Consider the following 21,962-nt stretch of genomic DNA (forward strand, 5'->3'; position numbering starts at 1 on the left):
TGGAGAAACATCCGTGTCATGCAGCCATGCTAAACTTCGCTATCTAATCGGTCACTTTTAGAAGGCTGTTGTATGATGCATCCCACAATCAACTTGCCCACTCTTATTGCTCACCGTGGCTATTCAGCCGCGGCGCCAGAAAACACCTTAACGGCGGTTCGTGCCGCCTATGATGCAGGCGCCACCTGGGTAGAGTTGGATGTTCAACTGCTTGGCGATGGTACACCGGTTATTTGGCACGATAGCGATGTTAGCCGCTGCTCAGACGGCCGTGGAGAGCTTGCCACGATGACCTGGCAGCAAGTCCAGCACTTTGACGTTGGCAGTTGGTTTGGCGATGGTTTTTCTGGGGAGAAAATGGCCAGCCTAGAGGCGATGCTTGCGCTACTTAACGAGCTAAACATGGGGGTGAATTTAGAGATTAAGGTCAATAAAGGCCGCGACCCCATCGCCCTCGTCGACACCGTAATGCCGAGTGTATTGGCGGCGTTACCCGCCGAGCGATTAATCGTCTCATCATTTGATCCCGCTGCCCTGACCCACTGCCGCCATTTTGCGCCTAAAGAAGCGCTTGCGCTTGGGGTGCTGTTCGGTAGCACACCAAAAGAGTGGCGCGCCCAATGCGAAGCGGTAGAAGCCTTTAGCATTCATGCACATTGGCCGCATTTAAAGCGCTCCCAGGCCGACGCCATGCGAGAAAATGGCTATCAAATTTTGTGTTACACACCCAACGACCCCAGTGCTTTTGATAGCCGCTGGGCATGGGGAGTCGCCAGCGCTATTACCGATGAACCCGCCGCCTTCCAGCGCTACCTTAATAACCGACGCCAGCACGGCTAAGGAAAACGATGAAATACCTAGGCGCCCACGTCAGTGCCGCAGGCGGTGCTGACCAAGCCGTTACCCGTGCTGTGGAAATCGGTGCAACGGCGTTTGCTCTGTTCACTAAAAATCAGCGTCAGTGGAAAGGCAAACCGCTTACCGACGAGGCCATTTCGGCGTTTAAGCAAGCCTGCAAAAGGCACGGCTTTGGCCCCGAGCAAATTTTGCCCCACGACAGCTACCTGATTAACCTTGGCCACCCGGAAACAGAGGGGCTGGAAAAATCCCGCGCTGCGTTTTTAGACGAAATGCAGCGTTGCGAGCAGTTGGGGCTCACGCTGCTCAACTTTCACCCCGGCAGCCATTTAAATAAGATCAGCGAGTCCGATTGCCTCAAGCGGATTGCTGAGTCGCTCAACGAAGCGCTAAGCCATACTCAAGGCGTCACAGCAGTCATCGAGAACACCGCAGGCCAAGGTACTAACCTTGGCTGGCGTTTCGAGCATCTCGCGGAAATTATCGAACACGTCGACGATAAAACCCGGGTTGGCGTCTGTATTGATACTTGCCACGCCTTCGCTGCGGGGTATGACTTACGCACCGCGGACGCCACCCAAGATACGCTGAATGAGCTTGGCAAGGTGGTGGGCTTTGAATTTTTGCGGGGTATGCACCTTAACGATGCCAAAAGCACCTTTGCCAGCCGCGTTGACCGCCACCACAGCCTGGGGAAAGGCAATATCGGATTAGCTGCGTTTACCACTATCATGCAAGACGCACGCATTAGCGGCATTCCCATGATCTTAGAAACTGTTGAACCTGACATTTGGGCCGATGAGCTTAACTGGCTGCGCGCTCAGGCGCCGGAAGCGGCCCCTGGTAGATAGTGAATCACATCGTGAAAGCGTAGCCGCGTGGCGGCGTTATTACGCATGGCGTGGGGCCTGTCGGCAAAAAAGCGCAGCCCCTCGCCAGCTCGAAGGGTTTGCCAGTGCTCATCAATGCGCAGCTCCATTTCGCCTTCCACCACGACGATGTGTTCCACGACCCCACTGGCGTGAGCAGATGACTCACTGATTGCTCCGGGTGCTAGCTCAATCATAAACATTTCAAAGCCCAGTAGCGGATCGTAAGGGAAGAGCAACCGCGCCTGCATCCCCACGCTATCCTCCCCCCATACCGACTCCCAACCATCCCTATGCAGCTCCCCCAGCGCGGGCTTATCACCATCAAATAACCTAGAAAACGAGACTTTAAAACCGCTGGCAATTTTCCAGAGGGTAGACACCGTCGGGCTAGATTCCCCCCGTTCAATCTGACCCAACATCGCTTTGCTTACTCCGGTAGCCCCAGCAGCACGGTCGAGGCTCCAGCCACGCTCTTTGCGAAGCTGTTTAACGGTTCCTGCGATATGTTCAGCAATAGTATGGGGCGCGCTTGCCATTGGGCTCTCCTTTAATGAGGTTAGTTAGTTTACCGACTACTTGCCCTTACAGCATGGCCCGATTGGCAACTTGGTTTTCGCCCCTATTTTGCAGACTCACGCCTGCTTGCCTAGGCTTACATGAGGTTTATTGTATTAACGAAACGCAAGGAGCGATTAATGAGCGATACCGACCTAGGCCTAATGGACGCCCGCTCGCTAGCCAAACTCTACAAATCCCAGCAGGCCTCACCCTTAGAGGCAACCCGAGCGGCCCTTGGGCGCATTGAGCAGTTTAACAAACAGGTAAACGCTTACGTATATGTGGATACAGAAGGCGCTGAAAGCGCTGCCAAGGCTTCAGCAAGGCGCTGGGGGCAAGGAAAACCGCTGAGCCCTATCGACGGTGTACCCATTTCTATTAAGGATCTTACCCAGGTAGCAGGAATGCCCTGCCGAGAGGGGTCGCTCACCACCTCAGATGCGCTCTGCGATACCGACGCACCACCCGCCAGAATGTTACGAGAAGCAGGCGCAATTATTCTTGGTAAAACCAACACCCCTGAATTTGGCTGGAAGGCTGTCACTGATAACCGGGTCTTTGGCGCTACCGTTAACCCTTGGGATACACGACTAACAGCGGGCGGCTCTTCCGGTGGGGCCGCTGCGGCGGCAGCGCTAAATATGGGCGTGCTCCACCAAGGGGGTGACTCTGGAGGGTCTATCCGAATTCCCGCGGCATTTACCGGCGTTTTTGGTTTTAAGCCCACGTTCGGCTGGACGCCCCAATGGCCGCCTTCTAAAGAACCCAGCCTTTCCCATTTAGGGCCACTTACCCGTTCGGTGAAAGATGCGGTCAGCATGCTCAACGTTATGGGCCGCTACGATTATCGCGACCCTTACGCCACCCGAGGCCAGCCAGCGTGCTGGGGTGAGGACTTGGATAAAGGCCTGGAAGGTTTGCGTATTGGCTTCTCAAGCGACTTAGGCTATGCCCAAGTTGACCCGCAGGTAGCAGCACGGGTGCGTGAGGCTGCCGATAAACTAGCGGCACTTGGCGCGGAAGTGGTTGAGGTAAATCCGGGGTTCGAATCGCCGCTGGATACGTTCCGCAAGCTATGGTTTACCGCTTCACTGGAACAGTGGTCACAAATGAGTAGTGCCCAGCGGGAATTACTTGACCCAGGCTTAGTCGCCAATGCTAAAAAAGCGGAAAGCTGGTCAGCGGTTGAGTTATTTCGCGCCCTTGCCGACCGTGCCACGCTCACCCAGCGGCTGGAGTATTTTAATCAGCAGTACCACCTATTGATGACCCCCGCCGTCACTCTTCCTGCGTTTGATATCAATCATGAAGTTCCCCCGGGCAGCAACATGCGCGACTGGGAAGAGTGGGCAGCGTTTAGCTATCCGTTTAACTTAAGCCAGCAACCCGCCGCTTCGGTGCCCTGCGGTTTTACCGAACAAGGCTTACCCGTAGGTTTTCAACTAGCAGGCGGTAAATATGACGATAAACGCGTGCTGAGAGCGTGCCACGCCTATATGCAGGCGCATCCACCTCGCTTCCCTAGCATCCCGAACCCCGCTCACTTCGCAAGCTAATCGCACCTAGCCGCCATCAAGCTTCCAACACTGCCATTGTGCGTTATGACGCACAATGGTAGCCTTACGCTTTGTGCGCTATAGCGCACATTTATGCGCGTAAGTGAGGTCCCCCAATGGAAGCGCCAAACACCACTAAGTCTTCAGCTATTACCACCCCAAAAACCGCATTTTGGCGCGACGTGAGCCTGTCGACCGTTACCGCCGGTTGCGTAGCGGTCATTATTGGCTATACCAGCTCAGCGGCGATTATCTTTCAGGCAGCGGCGGCTGCCGGTGCTAGCGCTGCACAAATTAGCTCTTGGCTATGGGCCTTGGGGGTGGGTATGGGGCTTACCTCATTAGGGCTTTCGCTCCGCTACCGCATGCCGCTGCTCACCGCTTGGTCTACTCCGGGGGCTGCCTTTTTAGCCATCAATTTACCCGGCGTGCCCATTGAAGAAGCTATCGGGGCGTTTCTATTTTCCGCGCTGCTACTCACACTTTGTGGAGTCACTGGGGTGTTTGAGCGCTTAATGCGACATATCCCTGGCGCTATTGCATCCGCGCTGCTGGCGGGTATTCTGCTGCGCTTTGGGTTAGAGCTATTTAACGTTATGGAGAGCCAGTGGCTGCTACCTCTCACTATGCTGGCCACGTGGGTAGCTGGCCGACGTTTATGGCCGACGCTCGCGGTGCCTTGTGTGCTGCTAATCGGTGTGCTGATTGCCATGTTTCAGGGGCAAATAAATGTACAGGGGCTTCCGCTCACTCCTACCGCCCCGGTGTTTACCGCGCCCGTTTTTAACCCTGCGACGTTAATAGGGATTGGCATACCGCTCTTTGTGATTACCATGGCCACCCAAAACTTACCTGCCATAGCAGTCTTAAGGGCAGCAGGTTATAAGCCTAACAGCTCACCCTTAATTAGCTGGACAGGTGGCGCAACTCTGCTTCTGGCACCCTTCGGTGGCTACGCACTTAACATGGCCGCTATTAGCGCAGCGGTGTGTATGGGGCCAGATGCCCATGCTAACCCACAGCGCCGCTATACCGCAGGCGTCGCCGCTGGCGTGCTCTACATCATAATGGGCATTTTCGGCGCAACAGTCACCGGCATATTTAATGCCCTACCTAGCGTTTTAGTGATGGCACTGGCGGGTATCGCACTCCTGAGCACATTAGGTAGCGGCCTGGCAGGTGCTTTTGAGAAAAGCGAACAGCGCGATGCCGCTATCGTGACGTTTTTGCTAACCGGGTCAGGCATTTCACTACTGGGGATTGGTGGTGCTTTTTGGGGGCTGTTGGCAGGCTTAATCGTGCTGAAACTTACCACTTTCAAGAAAAAGAGCCTTGGATAACGTGCTTTAAACTGAAACGCCCCCAGGCGCTCATTAACGGCAGGGGGCATTTCAAACAAAGGGAGAGCTCAACGAGGTGGGCCTACCCTGTATTAATCTACGTAGTGATGCGCTTACATCGTCGAAAGACGCTCTTCATCCAACACGCCAGACATCCTTACCATCGCTAGCGCTTCGTCTAAGCTGTCCACCTCTTCGATCATGACCAGCTCATTTTCCAGGCTAACGGGCTGACCGGCTTTATCTGACAGCAACTTTTCTAGTGATGCGACGTCCATGGCATCATCCAGTTTATGCACATCTACTGATGCGCTGCTATTGCTAGGCAGATAGATAGTGCCATTAGAGAAGTCGACCGCGTAAGCAATGACGCCCGGCACAATAAAGAACAGCAAACCAACGCTGTTGGCGATGGCCACTACGGGATCTACATCGCCACTTAACTGCCCTTTTCGCTCAGGATAAAAAAGCGTTCCACACCCACTGAGTGCTACGATGGAGACACCCACCATCGCCCCCGCTAGCCAACGGCGCAATGCTTGCTGCATGAAGGTTCCCTCATTGTTCCAAAGTACCGATAGCCGGTGGCAATGCCACGTAGAGTTTGAATTAACAGACGCTATCGACCCACAAATCCCGGCAAGTTTAGCACAATTCAACCTAAGCGCTGCTAAGCAAATAGCGGCAGGATTTTGCCGCGTTAACCGCTTCACCGTACAATGCCGCTTTAAACGCACATCAACGTGCTAATGTCAGCGTTAATGACGACCCAACAAACCAGCGTTACCCCTACAACCAAGGAATGCTCACGCCCATGCGCGCCAGCCAATTATTGATTGCGACATTAAAAGAAACCCCGGCCGACGCTGAAGTCATCAGCCACCAGTTAATGCTGCGCGCCGGGATGATCCGCCGTCTTACGTCGGGCCTTTATACTTGGCTACCCCTTGGCCTGCGCACTCTGCGCAAGGTGGAAGCTATTGTGCGCGAAGAGATGAACCGCGCCGGCGCCCAGGAAGTCTTAATGCCTGCCGTCCAACCTGCCGACCTGTGGCAGGAGTCTGGCCGCTGGGAACAGTACGGCCCTGAGCTTTTACGCTTAAAAGATCGCCACGACCGTGACTACTGCGTTGGCCCCACCCATGAAGAAGTAATTACCGATCTGGTGCGTAAAGAGATCGCCAGCTATAAACAGCTGCCGATTAACTTCTACCAAATCCAAACTAAATTCCGTGATGAGATCCGCCCTCGTTTTGGCGTGATGCGCTCACGTGAATTCATTATGAAAGATGCCTACTCGTTCCACCTGGACGAAGCCTCCCTCAAAGAGACCTACCAAGGTATGTACGATGCCTACACGCGCATCTTTACCCGTCTGGGTCTCGATTTCCGCCCTGTCATCGCCGACAACGGCTCCATTGGTGGCACAGGCTCCCACGAATTCCACGTGCTGGCCGACTCGGGTGAAGACGACATCGTGTTCTCTAACGAATCCGATTACGCAGCCAATATCGAAAAAGCGGAAGCACTGCCTGCACCGCTGGGCAGCAACCCTGAACGCGCCGCTCCTAGCGAAGAGATGAGCCTGGTCGACACGCCCGATGCCAAGACCATTGCCGCCCTGGTTGAGCAGTTTAAGCTACCCATTGAAAAAACCGTTAAAACACTCATGGTACACGCAGCTGAAGGTGGCCTGATCGCCCTGTTGGTGCGGGGCGACCACGAACTTAATGAAGTGAAAGCGGAAAACCTGCCCCAGGTTAAAGCCCCCCTGACCATGGCCAGCGAAGAAGAGATTCGCGCGGCCGTCGGCGCAGGCCCAGGCTCGCTTGGCCCGGTTGGGCTCAAGCTCCCGGTGATTATTGACCGCAGCGTCGCGCTAATGAGCGATTTTGGCGCCGGCGCTAACGTCGATGGCAAGCACTACTTCGGGATTAACTGGGAGCGCGATGCTGCCCTTCCCCAGGTGGCCGACCTGCGTAACGTGGTAGAGGGCGATCCTTCCCCCGATGGTAAAGGCACCCTCTCCATCAAACGCGGCATTGAAGTGGGCCATGTTTTCCAGCTTGGCCAAAAGTATTCCCAAGCGATGAATGCCAGCGTGCTGGGCGATAACGGCAAAACCAGCCACCCTTGGATGGGTTGCTACGGCATCGGCGTAACCCGCGTAGTAGCCGCCGCTATTGAGCAGAATCACGATGAATCCGGGATCATCTGGCCCAACGCCATCGCTCCCTTTCAGGTCGCACTCGTTCCCATGAACGCACATAAATCCCAGCGGGTGCGTGAAGAGTCTGAACGCCTCTACCAGGCGCTCACCGCGGCAGGCCTAGACGTACTATTAGACGACCGCGACACGCGTCCAGGCGTTAAATTTGCAGATTTAGAGCTTATGGGCGTGCCTCACCGCTTGGTCATTGGTGACCGCGGTTTGGACAACGGCGAACTGGAGTACAAAGGCCGTCGCGACAGCGAAGCCACCATGATTCCCGCCGAGAAAATCGTTGATTTTCTGCGCGAACAAGCGGGCTTTAGCAACGCACAGTAACCGCTTACGACTATGTCGCTGAGCGCAACAATAGGCCGTTTGCAGCGGATGCTAAAGTGGGCACTGGCCGTCGTATTCGTCGCCTCGCCACTGCCAAGCGCAGCAGAGCAACCGCTGCGCTTAACCTTAGAAGCCAGGCACCAACAAACCGCCTATCATCAGTGGCAGCTGGAACAGTGGCGCAGCCGAATGGATGCGCCACTATCTCGTTTTATCAGCGATCCAGACCGGCGCTATGCGCTGTTAACACGCCTCTACCACGAAGCCCACCTAGCGGGGCTGCCCCCCAACTTAGTATTAGCCCTCATTCAAGTGGAAAGCGCCTTTAAAGCAGACGCGATGTCGTCTGCCGGTGCCGTCGGCTTAATGCAGATCATGCCCTTTTGGGTAGAAGAGCTTGGCCTACCCATTGATGACCTCACCGAACCTAACCGCAACTTACGCTATGGCTGTACTATTTTGGCCCACTACTTAGCCGTTGAGCGCGGCGATTTCACCCGTGCACTGGCGCGCTATAACGGTAGCCTTGGGCAAACTTGGTACCCTGAACGGGTGCTGAAAACATGGCGTGACTATTGGCGCTAAGCGGTGGACAACGACTCGCACGCCTCATGAATTAAACCGACGTGATCAAGGTTAGCCAGCAGCTGCGCCATATCACGCTTTATCTGCATCAACCCCACCCCGCCAAAGAACTCGTCAAGCGTTTCACTCACATCTTCCAGCGTCATCGGCTCATGTTTAAGCAGCTCCCAAACGGCACGACTGGTCGCGTTCATACGGTGAACATCTCCTCCCGATTGCCCAATGACAAACAGCTCATCGCCAACTAGCCACTCGCATGCCGCCGCGCTCGTTTGCCAACGACGCGCGTCACCAAGTGAGAGCGCAGCGCATGCAGAATGACGACTCTCGGCGCTAAGGGACGGGGTTGCAGGCGTATCAGCTTGAAAGGATTGCCCTTCCCACCGCTGAGTTAGCCAGACTGCTGCCTCATAAGCATCGGGATAGCGTAGTAAAAAACAGGGCAGCCTCTGTAGAAGAGGAAGAAAGCGCTCAATCAACGCTTGGTCCGACTCGTGTTCCGCAAAATTCTGCTGCAACAGCTGCCAAAGACCATCCCCCGGCTGCAAGCGCGTTAACTGGGGGCTTGATAGTGAGTGGTCACGATCAATCAACAAAATAGCACCCAGCGGGCGTTTATCACCATGCGCGGCTAAACGAGAAGCAGGCAGCCGCAAATAGCCATAGCGCTCATCAAAGGGGCCAAGATGGCAGGCCACAAAGTGCTGAAAGTCGGTAGCCAGCGTTTCAGGCAGTGGCAGCCGAAGCCGGGGCGCAATCCCCAAAGCAATACCCTCGCCCTGTTGGTTGAGCGCCAGCACATCGTCGCCAAACACGCGGTAGCCAGCGGCTGCAAACGCGGATGTTAATGTGCTCTTACCCGCCCGATGAGCATCTGGAAAAATCACCAGCTGGCCGTTAATCTCCACAGACCCGCAGTGCAGCCCAACGAGCTCTGAATGCTTACGTAAATATGCGCCCGCGACATCGGCAATGACACTACACGCAGTCCCTACCGATGTATCCAGCAGCATGCCTTTAGGTAGCGCTGGCGCTTCCTGCCAATACCCCTCTGGATGGCGCCAAACACAAATATCAGGCGTCGCTTTCTGCGTCGCACAAGGCATGAGAGGCCAGCCCGGCATTGCTTGACGAAGTGTAGTCAGTAATGGCTCGGCCTCCACTAAGCGTAAACAGGGGCCAAGGCTTGCCAAGGCATAGTCGTTGAAAGCGGCTGATTTAGGCATAGCCTCCTCCTACCAGCGTGGCAATAAGCGGCTAAGGCGAATTTCGATCACCCCACCACTGTCGAAGCGCGAGGGCCGGGGACGATCATAGCGGGAGTAGCGCGAACGTTTATGCCGTGGCCGAGAGTAGCTCGGGCGAGAATAACTAGGGCGGGAATAGCTAGGCCGTGAGTAGCTAGGACGAGAATAGCGGGGGCGAGAACGTCGGTAATCGCGGGCCTCTGCTTGGTTCAAGGAAAGCAGCGTAGGAGCAACATAAAGCGCAGCAGCGCCTAGCCCTAAACGTGCCAATACCTGACGGCGCGAACGGCGCTTTGTTAGTAGATCATCCGTCTCGTTACTCATGATGTTTCTCCAGTCTCAGCTAGTCAACAGATTATCAAACACTGTTTCTTAAACAACTTTAAGCCCTGCACTGGAGAAGACACCATGGGGTTGAGACGACTTCCCTATTTTTTACTCTTTTTTGACCCTCTGTGAGTACATCGTTAATGCGATAACATGACTTTTCAGTGCAATAACGACATGATGAAACGCCTCAGTTGACGTTAATTAGGTCTACCGCTATGCCCCTGTTGCGTAAAAGTGCTGGTCTACGCCATTTTGCATGGCCGCTAAGTATTCTGGCTACGTTGCTTAGCGTTCAAGCTCAGGCTGCCACAGTAAGCGTTACAGATACTGAGGGCACCCCTTTAGAGCATGCTGTTGTAGAGTTATATATTGAGGGTACAGCCACCCCACCAGCCACCGATAAAAACATTATCCAACGGGATGCTGCCTTTCACCCTACCGTCACAACAGTCCCTACTGGCAGCCATGTCGCATTTCCAAATGAAGACACGACGCGACACCATGTCTTTTCGTTTTCTCCAGCTAAAGTCTTTGATCTGGAACTTTTTTTAAATGAAACGCCGCCGCCTATTCACTTTGATCAAGCGGGTGTGGTGGTATTGGGCTGCAATATTCATGACCAAATGCAGGCGTTCATCGTGGTAAGCGATGCCCCCTACGCTGCGCTCACTAATGCTGACGGTACTTTAGACGTCCCTGAACTCCCAGAAGGCCGTCACCGCATGCGGGTATGGCACAGCCGCATGGATGACCGCCAAAACGTTTGGTGGGAAGGCGATATCAGTGATGCAGACACAATAACCGTCAGCCTTGAGCTCAATGCCCTCACACCAGAACCTCCCACGCTGTCGCCACTGCAGCAGCGCTTTCGTAATGCCACGCATACTCAGCAGTAGCGGGCACTGCTGTTCACATCTTAGGTACTGAGGTAACGATGCGTTTTCGCACGCGCTTAATGCTAGTGCTTTTGACAGTGGTGATCGTTTCGCAGCTGGCCACGGGGGTGGCTTTTTTGCGTGCCACCCAAAATGATGCGTTAGCGAAGGGAAATCAGCGCCTAGAAGTAGGCGCTCGCGTGCTGGAACAGCTGCTTGATATCCGCGGCGAGCAGCTGCGCGATAACGTGGCTATCTTGGCCGACGATTTCGGCTTTAAGAGTGCTGTCGCTACCCAAGACACGGCTACGCTCTACTCGGTATTGGCCAATCACGGTGATCGAGCCAGTGCCGACATGGTGATGCTCAGTGATTTAAACGGTAACGTGCTGGCCAGCAGCCACCATGAGCAGCAGAGTGCAATACCTTTTCCCGAGCTATTTCAACGCGCTCGGCAAACGGGGAGCGGCGTTGGCGTAGTGATTGACGAGGGCCAACCCTATGAGTTTGCGCTGCTACCGGTGCGTGCCCCTAACTTAATTGGCTGGGTTGGCATGGGGTTTTTAATTGATGAAGAGGTGACACAAGAAATCAACGTCCTTACCGGGCTAGATGTCAGCATCGTAACCTACGATGCCTCTGGTGAAGTGCGCTATCTGGCAAGCTCCTACCATCAACAGCTAGCAATGCAGCTGATGGACGACAGCGAGGAGCAACTGAGGAGCGGCAGCTATACCAACCGTAGCCTGATGAGCGACGATAATCGCTATTTATCTTACTCACTGCCCCTGCTCACCGACGACCAGTATCAATCTTTTGCATTCATTCAGCTTTCCCGTGATGAGCTGCTAGGCGCTTACAGCCGTCTACAATGGCAACTATTGAGCATTGTTGCCCTTATGCTGATTCTAACCTTAGCGGCGGCTATGTGGAGTGCTCGCAGCATCAGCAAACCACTGATTGCGCTGGCCCAGGCAGCCAAGCGCATTGGTCAGGGTGAGCGTATCGAATACATTCCTGAAGGCTCAACCGTCGCTGAAACCAAACAGCTCGCCACCACGCTACTCTCCATGCAGCAGGACATCGCCAAACGCGAGGCCACCCTGCTGCATCAGTCCCGTCACGACCTATTAACCAACTTACCCAACCGCATGAGCGCGTTTGAGGATATCGAGCAGTTTATCCACCAAAGCCGAGCGTTTACGCTACTGCGCTTCTCTATTAACGACTTCCGCGATATCAACGACACCTTTGGCTATGAGCTAGGGGATCATTTGCTCATCACGCTCGCGAAACGTGTGCAGGCGTTGCCAGCCCCCATCATGAAAGCCTATCGACTAGATAGCGATGAGCTCATGATATTGATTAGCCAAGCATGTTTTGATGACGCCCAGCGCGAAGAGATGCTGGCGCTGATTGGCGGCCCCGTCAGGTTAGATAAATCACTGATCACGCCTTCTCTATCAGCGGGTGAAGTAAGCTACCCAGACCATGGTGACACCGCACAATTACTGCTGCGGCGTTCCGATATCGCGCTTGATAAGGCACAGCGTCAACACCATAGCCACAAGCGTTACGAAGAGGGCCAGGAAGAGCAGCACCTGCGCCAGCTCATGTTGATCCGGGATTTGCAGGAGGCCGTTGATAAAGATGAACTATGGATGGCTTATCAGCCCAAAGTAGACACAACAACAGGCCGCGTTTGCCAGTTTGAAGCGCTAATGCGCTGGCGGCACCCAACGCTTGGGTTTATTCCGCCGGACGAGTTTATCGAGCTTGCCGAGCGCTCAGGCAATATTGGTTTGCTCTCAAAATGGATGATGGCCCACGTCTGTGAGCAGCTACATCTATGGAAATGTGCCGGTCACCACTTATCGGTAGCTATAAACCTTTCCGCCAGCGACGTGATTAATGGGGCGCTTCCCCAACTCATCAACGAGCTGTTCGAAAGCTACGCTCTAACCCCCGACCAGCTTGCGCTGGAAGTCACTGAAAGCGCCGTGATGCAAGATATCGAAGCCGCTATGGAAACGCTCATGGCGCTCAGCCAAATGGGCTTAACCATTGCCATCGATGATTACGGCACCGGCTACTCATCCCTAGCGCAGTTAAAACGCCTGCCCGTGGATGAGCTAAAAGTCGACAAGTCGTTTGTACTTAAACTCGATTCCCAAGAAGAAGACCTCACCATCGTGCGCTCCACCATTGAGATGGGTCACAACCTAGGCCTTAAAATTGTTGCAGAAGGCGTTGAAAATCGCGCAAGCGCTGAGCTGCTTAGCTTTTTGCATTGCGACTACCTCCAAGGCTACTGGATTGCTAAACCGATGCCCGCCGATGAGGTTACCCACTGGCTAACGGCATTCACACCGCTCACCCTTGCCTCCCCTATGTCAGACCACTAATTAAAAAAAGGGAACCACATGCGTAATACCGGCTCATCAATGCGGCTCGCCATTGTAGCTGCCGCCGCGCTGGGTGCTTTCTTAGCAGCGATACCCAGCATGGCAGGCAGCCGCATTCTAGGCACTGGGGCAGTCAGTGCAATTGAAGGCGCGGCAGGTGGCGGTTTGTCGCCTTGGGCTGTTCTCGCCAGCACCGCCAGCGACGATGAAATCGGCATTACTGCCTCCGCTACCCGCGCCTGGCTCGACGATTACCGGCTTACCGTGAAAGGTGCCAGCATTAACCTACACGATCGGCTGGAATTCTCTATTGCTCGCCAAACCCTTGAACTCTCTACACTAGGCGGCGAGCTGGAACAGGATATTTACGGGGCAAAAGCACGCCTATTCGGCGACGTTCTGTATCACCCGCTAGGTATTTGGAGCGCAGGCGTTATGAATAAACGCCTTGTTGATGGCAGCGTACCCACCGCGCTGGGGGCTCATGACATTAACGGCACTGATGCGTACCTAAGCGCCAGTAAACTGCTGTTTAACGCTTTTTTTGGCCGCAACGTGCTACTGAACGGCACGCTGCGTAATACAGCCGCCAATCAAGGTGGGTTGCTTGGGTTTGGCGGAGACCAGGGCGGGCGCTCGTGGATGGCAGAAGGCAGCCTAGGCGTGTTCGTTACCCCGAACTGGGTAGTGGGCACAGAGTATCGCCAAAAACCTGACAACCTCAGCGTAGCCCAGGAAGATGATTGGCAAAGTCTCTACAGCGCCTACTTCTTCAACAAGCACGTATCGGTGACAGGGGCGTGGCTCGATTTAGGCGATATTGCCGGCCTGCCCTCCCAGCGCGGCGGCTATATCTCGTTACAGGCGGCATTTTAAACCGCTCATGCCCTTCAACAAGGCTACTAAAGGAAACCGCCATGGGACGATTTAGAGTGATGTTTAAGCTGACGCTGCGCCGCCAATTCATTGCGGGCGTATTGACAAGTACGCTGCTGCTGACGGGCTGCGCCCAGCACAACTCGCATACCACGCTTTATGAGCGGATGGGCGGTCAGCCCACTATTGATGCCGTAGTAGACAACTTGCTTTACCGCATTGCCGATGACGACGAAGTAGTGGTCTACTTTGCCAACAGTAACATTGATTTATTTGCCGCATCCCTGGCTACTCAGCTGTGCGAAATCAGCGATGGCCCCTGCACCTACGACGGCCCACCCATGGATCGTGCCCACCAAACCATGGGCATTACAGACGCGCACTTTAACCGCGTGGTGGAATATCTTGATGCCGCGATGCAGGAAGAAGGGGTAACGCTCGCCGCCCGCAATGACATGCTAGGCCGCTTAGCCCCCCTCTATAAAGAAGTTATGCGCTTGCGCTAATTTGCCAGCCATCACGTCCAGCAGTTTTTACGCGATAAAGCGCTTTATCGGCAACTTCATAGGCATAGGCGAAGGTTGTCTCAACCGCCACAAAACGCACTGCTCCAACACTCAGCGTGACGCTTTTATTATCCGGGTGGGCAGGATGCTTAAACTGCTCTGCCGCGAGACGTGACAGCAACGACTCGCAGTGCTGGGTAAGGACGGGATCATTGGGGCACGGCAAAACGGCAGCAAACTCATCGCCTCCCAGCCGATATAGTTTGGCCTCTGGGCCTAACTGGTTTTGCAGCAGGTTAGCCAAGCGGCCTAATAGTTGATCGCCTTCAGGATGGCCCAGCGCATCGTTGTACTGCTTAAAAAAATCGATATCAACCAAGATCAGCCCAAGGGATTCGTTTGCCCTTGCCATAACCTCTTGGTGAAGTGCGCTGCGGTTGCCAATCCCGGTGAGCGGGTCACGCATGGCACGCTTCATCCAAGCAAGCTTTTGCTCAGTAGCAAGCTCGGTGCGGCGCAGTTGACGCTCATGCATCAACCAAAAAAGAAGCCCCATTATAAAAATCACCATGCTTGTGTAGGTAAGCACTTGGTTATGGCGGCGGGTACTTTCTGAGAAGTTATTGATCGCCATGCCGCGGCGATCTAACTGATCCATCTCAATGTGCGTTAGGCAGTTAATAGGCCCTAACAGCTCCCTGGAGGCAGCAAACGCTGAAATGTCACCCTGTGATAGACGCGGCGCAAGGGAGCCAACAATCGAAATACTAGGCGCCGTGCAGGCGTATTCTTGATGGTAGACACTCACGTCCATTAGCCCATACGCGAGATCCAAATCCAACGAAACAGCCTCAATGTTTTCCACGCTCGTTGTCTGCTCGTTAAGCAGTGTTTGCTGGGCACGCTGCAGGTAGGCGCGGGAACGAGTGGCCAACTGCTGGCCTGTTAAGCTACCCGTCTGGCTGAAATAGGCCTGAATTTCTGGATACACCCAGCGCGATTCGTAAATAATCAGCATCATCAGCGCCATAAAGCTCATCAGGCTCAATGAAAGCCAGGTTATATAGTGCCGCTTTTCCCTGCTTCGCTTTTCCGCAGAAGCCGGGGGGTCGAAAGGCTCATTAGCACTCACCATCTAGCCTCGATGCTACGAATCATCCAAACCCAGTCGTTAAATTCGCGCAGTGAATTGACATCGCGCGCTCCATAGTCTCGCTCTACCAGGCGCAGCGGCCCGCGGGAGCGAAGGGTCAGTGGCTCGCCATCCTCTTCTAAGATCATGTACCAATTGGGGTCGTCCCACCCGCTCAGCGTGACGTCATAGTCATCCCAAGCAGTGAAGTGCAGCCCAGGTGGTATCTCGCCAAACTGCTCAATCAGGAAATCGCGAAATTCAAAGCCTCGCATTTCCACGTCTCGCCCCTGGTATGGGTCAAAAAGGGTGAAAGTGGTATCTGCCTGTTGGATTAGCGAAGCGGTAGGGATCTGACGGGTGTCATCGCCATTGATGAGGGTTAATTCTCGTGCATGTACACTTGCTAATGGAAAACTGACTATCAGTATCAATAGATACGCGAAGCCCGTTTTTACCTGCTTTTTGAAACGTTGGGCATACGCAACACGTAAACTAGCAGCGTTCATGGCAGAGAATCCCTAGTGGTAAGCACTTATTATGGTAAAAGCACTATACCAGGGCATGAACACACCTGTTTTCAACGCATATTAACTTAAGACGAAAAGACGAAAAACAAAAAAGCCGACCCAAATGGGCCGGCAACAGGAAGCTTACTGATAACAGTAAGCCCCCTCCCCTGACGATGGTAACAACCGATTGCGCTAAGGCTTTTTTCGCTCATCTTTACGAAGATGATCGCGAATAACAAAGCCTGCCCAGCCGATCATAAAAGCGATCACTAACGCGATAGTGACTAAGCTAAAAATGACAGTATCATCCCAGTACATGGCTTCCCCTCCCGCCGTGATGTATGAATTCATCATACTGGGTAAGCGTTAGGGGAAACTGACCTAGATCAAGCTTTACAAGTAGCCAAAACCGGGCCGGTAAAGAACTTGATACATGTCATTTTTTAGGATGCTCATCGCTTATTATCGAGGCAGTCGTATTCGTGGAGGGGGCTTTTAAGTTGCAAACTGAACGTCATACACTCACAACACTTTGCGATCTTCTACCTTGCTATGCTCTGTTCCGGGAGGAAGCGGATGTCCTTTAGCCAGTTCAGCCCGGGTCGCTTCTCTTACGTCTAACACGGTTACTTGGTAGCGAAGGGTATGACCTGCTAAGGGGTGGTTGGTATCCACCGTGACTTGGTCACCGTCAATACTCAGCACAGTTACAATTTGCGGGCCTGCCTCTCCTTCGGTTTGAAAGCGACTGCCAGGCGCAAGCTCAGCGCTACCAAAAGACGCCCGGCTCACCTCTTGCACCAAATCTTCATTGCGCAGCCCGTAAGCCTCAGCGGGGGCTAATGTCACGCGAAGCTCTGTGCCTGCCTCTTTTCCCTCTAGCGCGCGTTCTAAACCGGGTAAGATATTATTATGGCCGTGCAAGTACTCCAGCGGCTGACTGCGCGCCTGGGAGTCATCCAACACGTGGGTACTACCATCGTGAAGTACGTCGCTAAGTACATAGTGTAAGGTCACTACCTGATGTGCCGTAATCGACATGGAAAACTCCTCTCCGGTAAGCTGTCGGCGTTGTCATGGATGTTTGGCCTAGTCTATCACTGACCGTTTTTATAGCGGGCCTTTTTACAGCAGGCCTTTGTCCCGATTTTCTTGGAGTTTATGTAACATGCCCACCCCCACGCCCCAGCGCAGTTGGCTTGCTGCGCTTGCTATATATTTGCGTGCGCCTGTCATTACCATGCTGTTTTTGGGCTTTTCTGCTGGCCTGCCTTTTCTGCTGGTTTTCTCCACCCTTTCAGCGTGGCTGCGAAGCGACGGCGTCGAAGTAGCCGCCATCGGCTTTTTTGCCTGGATTGGCATGCTCTACTCCATCAAGTTCTTTTGGGCACCGATTGTGGATCGCCTAGCGCTACCACTGCTGACCCGGACCTTTGGACAACGGCGCGGCTGGATGCTGCTGGCCCAGGGGATGATTGCCGCCGGGCTGATTGGCTTGGCGGGCTTAAGCCCCGTGGGCAACCTGGGCTGGGTAGCGGCATTTGCCTTGCTGGTGGCGTTTGGCTCTGCAACGCAAGATATTGCCATCGACGCCTACCGGATCGAGTCTGCTGATGACGATATGCAGGCCGCCATGGCCTCTACCTATATTATTGGTTATCGCGCGGGCCTACTGGCGGCCGGTGCCGGGGCGCTCTACGTCGCCTCAGCGGTTTCCTGGAATGTCGCCTACCTCACCATGGCGGCGCTGGTGGGCATTGGCGTAATTACCGTGCTGATTCGCCCTGAGCCAAAGCGCGCCTCACTCTCAATTCAACTTATTCATGAGCCTAAAGTGCGGGCCTTTATCCGTGCCAGCCGCGGCAAACCCAAAGTGCTGCGCCGCTTTGGTGCCTGGGCAATCGGCGCTATCGTTTGCCCGTTCACCGATTTTTTCCGGCGCTACGGTGTAAAAGCCCTGGGCATTTTAGTGTTTATTGCAATGTTTAGAATTAGCGATTTGGCCATGGCGTCCATGGCTAACCCACTGTACATCGATTTAGGCTTTTCCCTGGCGACCATCGCTAATGTGACTAACGTATTTGGCATCGCCATGAGCATCACTGGGGGCATTCTTGGCGGGCTGCTGGTTGCACGCTATGGCATCGGGCCGCTGCTGGTCTTCGGCGCTGCGGTCGCTACCCTCACAAACCTACTGTTCGCAGCGCTAGCGCTTGCTGGTCAGCAACTGCCGATGCTGGTCATGGCCATTGTCGGGGATAACTTGGCTAACGGCTTGGCGAGCGCGGTGTTTATCGCGTTTCTCTCAAGCCTTACCTCGCGCGCGTATACCGCCACTCAGTACGCCCTGTTCTCATCGCTAATGACGTTACCCGGCAAGTTTCTCAGCGGTTTTGGCGGATTAGTCGTCACCGCTCAGGGATACGCCACGTTCTTTGTAGTGGCTACCCTGCTCGGCCTACCCGCGATCGCTTTAGCCATCTGGATAAGCCGAGACAAGCAATTGGTACCCGCTCCCCTGGTAAAAGCAGGCTAACGGGCGGCTAGCGGTGATTATTCAGCCACTCCAGAGCGCCTGGGGTGGTGCGCCACTGGTCACGCATTAGCGTGCGGTATTGCCATGCTTCTGCCCGGGAGCCAGGGTCAACCTGGCCATCGGCGTAAGGCAAGGAGGGCCGAGGGCTTTCGGCACAAATCAGCTCCAGGGCGTGGCGATTATGGCCAACCACCTCGGTTAGCGCTGCTTCGGCGGCATCGTGTTTTTCAAGGCGGTAAAGTGCCAAGGTACGCCCCATCAGTAACCCTAACACGAGCGAGCCGTCGTCTTTATGGGGCTCCTCGGTAAGCGCCAGTGCTTCTTCGTTACGGTCATCCCGCAGCAGTTGGTCAAGCACCAGCTCTTTTAGGCCCAGGCTATCTTCTTGATCTATTGCGAGCAGCTCTTCGGCTAGCTCGCGGGAGTGCTGGCGCGCGCCGCGCTCCATACCCACCACTAGCGCCAGCCCTGTTCGTAGCAGCATGGCGTTATCCGCATCATCCCAGCACAAGCTACCGTCACCCGCAGCACGTGCCTGCTCCAGCCAGCGAGAAAGGCGAAGCGCCAGCGGCGCTAGCAGGCTTGGCGCCATCCACGGCAGGCTGCCAAAGCGACTGGTGAGCGCAAGGGTTACGTCTTGCACCACCTGAGGGGCATCCAACCACTCTGGATGGGCACAAAGCGCCGACATCCACTCGATGGCATTGCCCCAGGGGTCGTCCCGAAACCCTAACGCTACATCTTCATCCACCAACACCTGAAACTGCTCGTGCCAAGCGGCAAACAGCGTCTCTTCTCGTGCGGTGGTGGTGTAGAGCAGCCTACCGGTTTCGCCATCTTGTTCAAAAGAGAGCTTAGGGGCAGTGGGCAGCGCGGCCAAGAGCGCCTGCAACGACACCAGCGGTGTTGCCATGTCCTCTTCAGCGCTAAGCAGCTGGTCGGCCAGCGTTGCGCCAGGGTTTTCAGCCAATGCGGCAAGAAAGTCGAGCTGTTCTTCATCCAAATCGCCCTGACGCACCAAACGACGATACCAAAAATCAGCGCGCTCTTTGGCTTCACTCTCATGCCCTTCATGCAGCAGCAGCATCGCTTCAATGTAAGCTAGCGTCGGGGAGTCCGGCAGCGCCTGCTGGGCTTTCACAAAGGCACCACGGGCGCTATCCAGATCGTCATTGTCCAAATGCATGAGGCAGAGCCGTTCAAGCGCCACGCCGCGTAAAAACAGCGGCCCGCGCTCCATTACCTCGTCAAGCAGATCGGCACGCTTGCGGGTAAAGCCCCGCTCTTGATAGATATCCAAGAGGATTTCAAAGGCAGGCTCTGCCTGTTCCGGCAGCCGCGACCAGTCGCTGCCATCAAACAGCGACTCAAGAATCTGCATTGAACGTCCGGTTTGGCCACTCTCGGCAGCAATGAGCCCTGCTTCTAGAAGCGCCTGGGGAGGCGCCTGCTGGCTCTCTAGCGCCGCTTTTAGCGTTGCTCCTTTCCACTCGCGAAGTGACAGCATCCACATCATCTGTTCGGGGATATCTGTTGGGAACTCAACGCGATAGCAGCACTGCTTAAACTTGCGACCGGAATCGCACCAGCAGGGCTCGTTACGGCCAGGGGTGGCCAAGGGTTCACTGGCAAAGTCCAACCGCTCTAACGGCGTTTGTGACCATAAAATGGGCGCTAACGCCTGAGCGGTGGCGACATTCCCATTAAATGCCTCCGCGCCTTTGCCACGTACCCAGGTCATAAAATCGGGGTAGTGCTCCTGCTGCCTGATTGCCGAGAGTGCCCCAGAGGCAAATCCCAGCAGTTGATCGACCCATACCGCCAGCATTGCCGTCTCCACTGTCTTCAAGACTATTAATCTTTATAACCCAATTGAAAAGCGCAATAGTCTAGCATGGCTGGCGGCGCTCTCGCAGCGGCAATCGCTTAGGGCTTACGCGCCCATTCAAGCAGCGGTTCGGTGCGGCTATACATATCCAGCCGCGCTTTAAGGCGCACCAAGTTCCAGTAGTGACCGTTTAGCGCTCGGGAAAGCAGCAGCGTATCGGCAGGGGGTTGAAGGCGATCCATGGCGGCCCACACTTTAGGGGTTAGCTCACGCAGGCGGCGGTGAACCCGTACATCACTAAAGTCTTGCTCGCCGGGGGCGAACAGCGGTGACACGCAATCAGCCGACTCCTTATAGAGCGCCAGCGGCGCACCCTGCCCTTGGCGCCCCCCCATTTTCATTAGCGCGTCGTCCATTGCCATGGGGTCTTTGGTTAACGTGGCATCCAATAACTGCATCATGGCTTTTAGGCGCGCTTCAGGCACAGGGATCACGGCCCCTAAATCGTAAATAACCAGACGGCCCTGGTCATCACAGGCAAAGTTGCCCGCATGGGGGTCGGCGTGAAGCTCTTGATAGGTAAATAGCTCTTCGGTAATCCAGTCGGCCAGTGCCATCGCAACGTTTTGGCGGGTAGTGTCGTCGGCGCTCTCTAAATCCCGTAGCGGTGTACCGCCCACATAGCGCATAGCCAGCACATGCTGGCCGGAAAGCTCGAACAGTGGCTCAGGGATCACCAACTGCGGGTTATTCTGGTAGCGCTCGCGATAGCGGGCCAGCGCTTGGGCCTCTGCATGGTAATCAAGCTCTTCACGCAGGCCCTGTGCCAACTCATCAAATAGCGCATCTAATCGCGCTTGAGGCACTTTGAACCAGCGGCCCAAGCTCATGATTCTCTTTACCTGCTTTAAGTCACTTTCCAGCACATCTGCCAAGCCAGGATACTGCACTTTCAGTACCACGGTTTCTCCGCCATGAGTGACCGCTTTGTGCACCTGCCCCATAGACGCGCTGGCAAAGGGGCGCTCTTCGATGTCGCTAAAATAAGTATCAATATCGCCATACTGCAACATCAGCGCTTCGCGAATACGCGGCCAGGGCATGGGTTCTGCCTGCCGCTGCAAACGCGCCAACTCGTTGGCTAAGTCAGGCGGCAGCAGGTCATCCCACTGGGACATAATCTGCGCCAGCTTCATCGCGGGGCCTTTTAATTCAGAAAGCCCTTCAAATAGAGCTTCACCCAGTGCCCGCCAATCAGCCTGACCGCCTAAGCGGGTTTTTAGCAGCGCCCCGCCCGTGCGGGCGCCCAACCCTAATAAACGTCGTGTTCTACCGCGCTCGCGCATGGAAACCGCCTCGTTGAATACGTTCAGACAGCTTACTCAATTCGCAAAATTT

21 protein-coding genes are annotated in these 21,962 nt (G+C 54.8%); 11 read left to right on the top strand and 10 right to left on the bottom strand.

Features of this window, described 5'->3' with window-relative positions:
• The first annotated feature begins 72 nt into the window (after positions 1-72).
• Both P8S54_RS03145 and nfo read left to right on the top strand, forming a co-directional pair.
• The gene (locus P8S54_RS03145) at positions 73-840 is read left to right on the top strand and encodes a glycerophosphodiester phosphodiesterase family protein (protein WP_281443193.1); all 768 of its coding nucleotides are present in this window, start codon (positions 73-75) and stop codon (positions 838-840) included.
• An 8-nt stretch (positions 841-848) separates the two neighbouring features.
• Entirely contained in the window at positions 849-1,709 is an 861-nt protein-coding gene (gene nfo / locus P8S54_RS03150) for a deoxyribonuclease IV (RefSeq protein ID WP_009099494.1), read from the top strand.
• On the opposite strand, the gene P8S54_RS03155 is transcribed toward nfo, so the two are convergent.
• Positions 1,679-2,266, bottom strand: coding sequence for a helix-turn-helix domain-containing protein (locus P8S54_RS03155; RefSeq protein WP_281443194.1), 588 nt, complete (start codon positions 2,264-2,266; stop codon positions 1,679-1,681). The two genes, nfo and P8S54_RS03155, sit on opposite strands and share 31 nt — an antisense overlap.
• Before the next feature lie 159 nt (positions 2,267-2,425).
• On the opposite strand from P8S54_RS03155, the gene P8S54_RS03160 reads away from it, so the two are divergent.
• Positions 2,426-3,844 carry an amidase gene (locus tag P8S54_RS03160; protein ID WP_281443195.1) on the top strand — a complete coding sequence of 473 codons (1,419 nt, stop codon included), beginning with the start codon at positions 2,426-2,428 and terminating at the stop codon, positions 3,842-3,844.
• A 116-nt stretch (positions 3,845-3,960) separates the two neighbouring features.
• Positions 3,961-5,184, top strand: coding sequence for a benzoate/H(+) symporter BenE family transporter (locus P8S54_RS03165; protein ID WP_281443196.1), 1,224 nt, complete (start codon positions 3,961-3,963; stop codon positions 5,182-5,184).
• 113 nt (positions 5,185-5,297) lie between these two features.
• Here P8S54_RS03165 and P8S54_RS03170 read toward each other — a convergent pair whose 3' ends face one another.
• Entirely contained in the window at positions 5,298-5,732 is a 435-nt protein-coding gene (locus tag P8S54_RS03170; protein ID WP_281443197.1) for a hypothetical protein, read from the bottom strand.
• A gap of 266 nt (positions 5,733-5,998) precedes the next feature.
• Between P8S54_RS03170 and P8S54_RS03175 the strand changes: the two genes are divergently transcribed.
• Positions 5,999-7,732, top strand: coding sequence for a proline--tRNA ligase (locus P8S54_RS03175; protein WP_281443198.1), 1,734 nt, complete (start codon positions 5,999-6,001; stop codon positions 7,730-7,732).
• 48 nt (positions 7,733-7,780) lie between these two features.
• Positions 7,781-8,317 carry a transglycosylase SLT domain-containing protein gene (locus P8S54_RS03180; protein ID WP_281443199.1) on the top strand — a complete coding sequence of 179 codons (537 nt, stop codon included), beginning with the start codon at positions 7,781-7,783 and terminating at the stop codon, positions 8,315-8,317.
• On the opposite strand, the gene P8S54_RS03185 is transcribed toward P8S54_RS03180, so the two are convergent.
• Together P8S54_RS03185 and P8S54_RS03190 are read right to left on the bottom strand one after the other, a co-directional pair.
• Positions 8,314-9,543, bottom strand: coding sequence for a PqqD family protein (locus P8S54_RS03185; protein WP_281443200.1), 1,230 nt, complete (start codon positions 9,541-9,543; stop codon positions 8,314-8,316). The genes P8S54_RS03180 and P8S54_RS03185 overlap by 4 nt on opposite strands.
• Positions 9,544-9,552: 9 nt before the next feature.
• Positions 9,553-9,888, bottom strand: a complete 336-nt coding sequence (locus P8S54_RS03190; protein ID WP_281443201.1) for a hypothetical protein — start codon at positions 9,886-9,888, stop codon at positions 9,553-9,555.
• 221 nt (positions 9,889-10,109) lie between these two features.
• On the opposite strand from P8S54_RS03190, the gene P8S54_RS03195 reads away from it, so the two are divergent.
• Genes P8S54_RS03195 through P8S54_RS03210 form a run of 4 tightly spaced genes read left to right on the top strand, consistent with a single transcriptional unit; the run spans position 10,110 to position 14,556 of the window.
• On the top strand, positions 10,110-10,790 hold the full coding sequence (locus P8S54_RS03195) for a Cupredoxin (RefSeq protein WP_281443202.1): 681 nt from the start codon (positions 10,110-10,112) through the stop codon (positions 10,788-10,790).
• A 38-nt stretch (positions 10,791-10,828) separates the two neighbouring features.
• Complete coding sequence (locus tag P8S54_RS03200; protein ID WP_281443203.1) at positions 10,829-13,174, top strand: EAL domain-containing protein; 2,346 nt, start codon at positions 10,829-10,831, stop codon at positions 13,172-13,174.
• Between the two features lie 18 nt (positions 13,175-13,192).
• Entirely contained in the window at positions 13,193-14,050 is an 858-nt protein-coding gene (locus tag P8S54_RS03205) for a DUF3034 family protein (protein WP_281443204.1), read from the top strand.
• Positions 14,051-14,091: 41 nt separating this feature from the next.
• Positions 14,092-14,556, top strand: coding sequence for a group 1 truncated hemoglobin (locus P8S54_RS03210; protein WP_281443205.1), 465 nt, complete (start codon positions 14,092-14,094; stop codon positions 14,554-14,556).
• Here P8S54_RS03210 and P8S54_RS03215 read toward each other — a convergent pair.
• The 4 genes from P8S54_RS03215 to P8S54_RS03230 all read right to left on the bottom strand — a co-directional run bounded on the left by P8S54_RS03215 (position 14,540) and on the right by P8S54_RS03230 (position 17,241).
• Positions 14,540-15,691 carry a GGDEF domain-containing protein gene (locus tag P8S54_RS03215; RefSeq protein ID WP_281443206.1) on the bottom strand — a complete coding sequence of 384 codons (1,152 nt, stop codon included), beginning with the start codon at positions 15,689-15,691 and terminating at the stop codon, positions 14,540-14,542. The two genes, P8S54_RS03210 and P8S54_RS03215, sit on opposite strands and share 17 nt — an antisense overlap.
• Complete coding sequence (locus P8S54_RS03220; protein ID WP_281443207.1) at positions 15,685-16,197, bottom strand: hypothetical protein; 513 nt, start codon at positions 16,195-16,197, stop codon at positions 15,685-15,687. The genes P8S54_RS03215 and P8S54_RS03220 overlap by 7 nt, the downstream gene beginning before the upstream one ends.
• A 195-nt stretch (positions 16,198-16,392) precedes the next feature.
• Positions 16,393-16,518, bottom strand: a complete 126-nt coding sequence (gene ccoM / locus P8S54_RS03225) for a cytochrome c oxidase subunit CcoM (protein ID WP_257790892.1) — start codon at positions 16,516-16,518, stop codon at positions 16,393-16,395.
• Positions 16,519-16,722: 204 nt separating this feature from the next.
• Entirely contained in the window at positions 16,723-17,241 is a 519-nt protein-coding gene (locus tag P8S54_RS03230) for a peptidylprolyl isomerase (protein ID WP_281443208.1), read from the bottom strand.
• A gap of 127 nt (positions 17,242-17,368) precedes the next feature.
• On the opposite strand from P8S54_RS03230, the gene P8S54_RS03235 reads away from it, so the two are divergent.
• The gene (locus P8S54_RS03235; RefSeq protein ID WP_281443209.1) at positions 17,369-18,736 is read left to right on the top strand and encodes an MFS transporter; all 1,368 of its coding nucleotides are present in this window, start codon (positions 17,369-17,371) and stop codon (positions 18,734-18,736) included.
• A gap of 7 nt (positions 18,737-18,743) precedes the next feature.
• Here the strand turns inward: P8S54_RS03235 and P8S54_RS03240 are convergent, their stop codons facing one another.
• On the bottom strand, positions 18,744-20,564 hold the full coding sequence (locus P8S54_RS03240; RefSeq protein ID WP_281444054.1) for an SEC-C domain-containing protein: 1,821 nt from the start codon (positions 20,562-20,564) through the stop codon (positions 18,744-18,746).
• Positions 20,565-20,662: 98 nt separating this feature from the next.
• Positions 20,663-21,910 (bottom strand): AarF/ABC1/UbiB kinase family protein, encoded by a 1,248-nt coding sequence (locus tag P8S54_RS03245; protein WP_281443210.1) that lies wholly within the window; start codon positions 21,908-21,910, stop codon positions 20,663-20,665.
• Positions 21,911-21,962: the final 52 nt, after the last annotated feature.

It is taken from the genome of Halomonas sp. M1 (assembly GCF_029581375.1).
Lineage (GTDB): Bacteria > Pseudomonadota > Gammaproteobacteria > Pseudomonadales > Halomonadaceae > Vreelandella.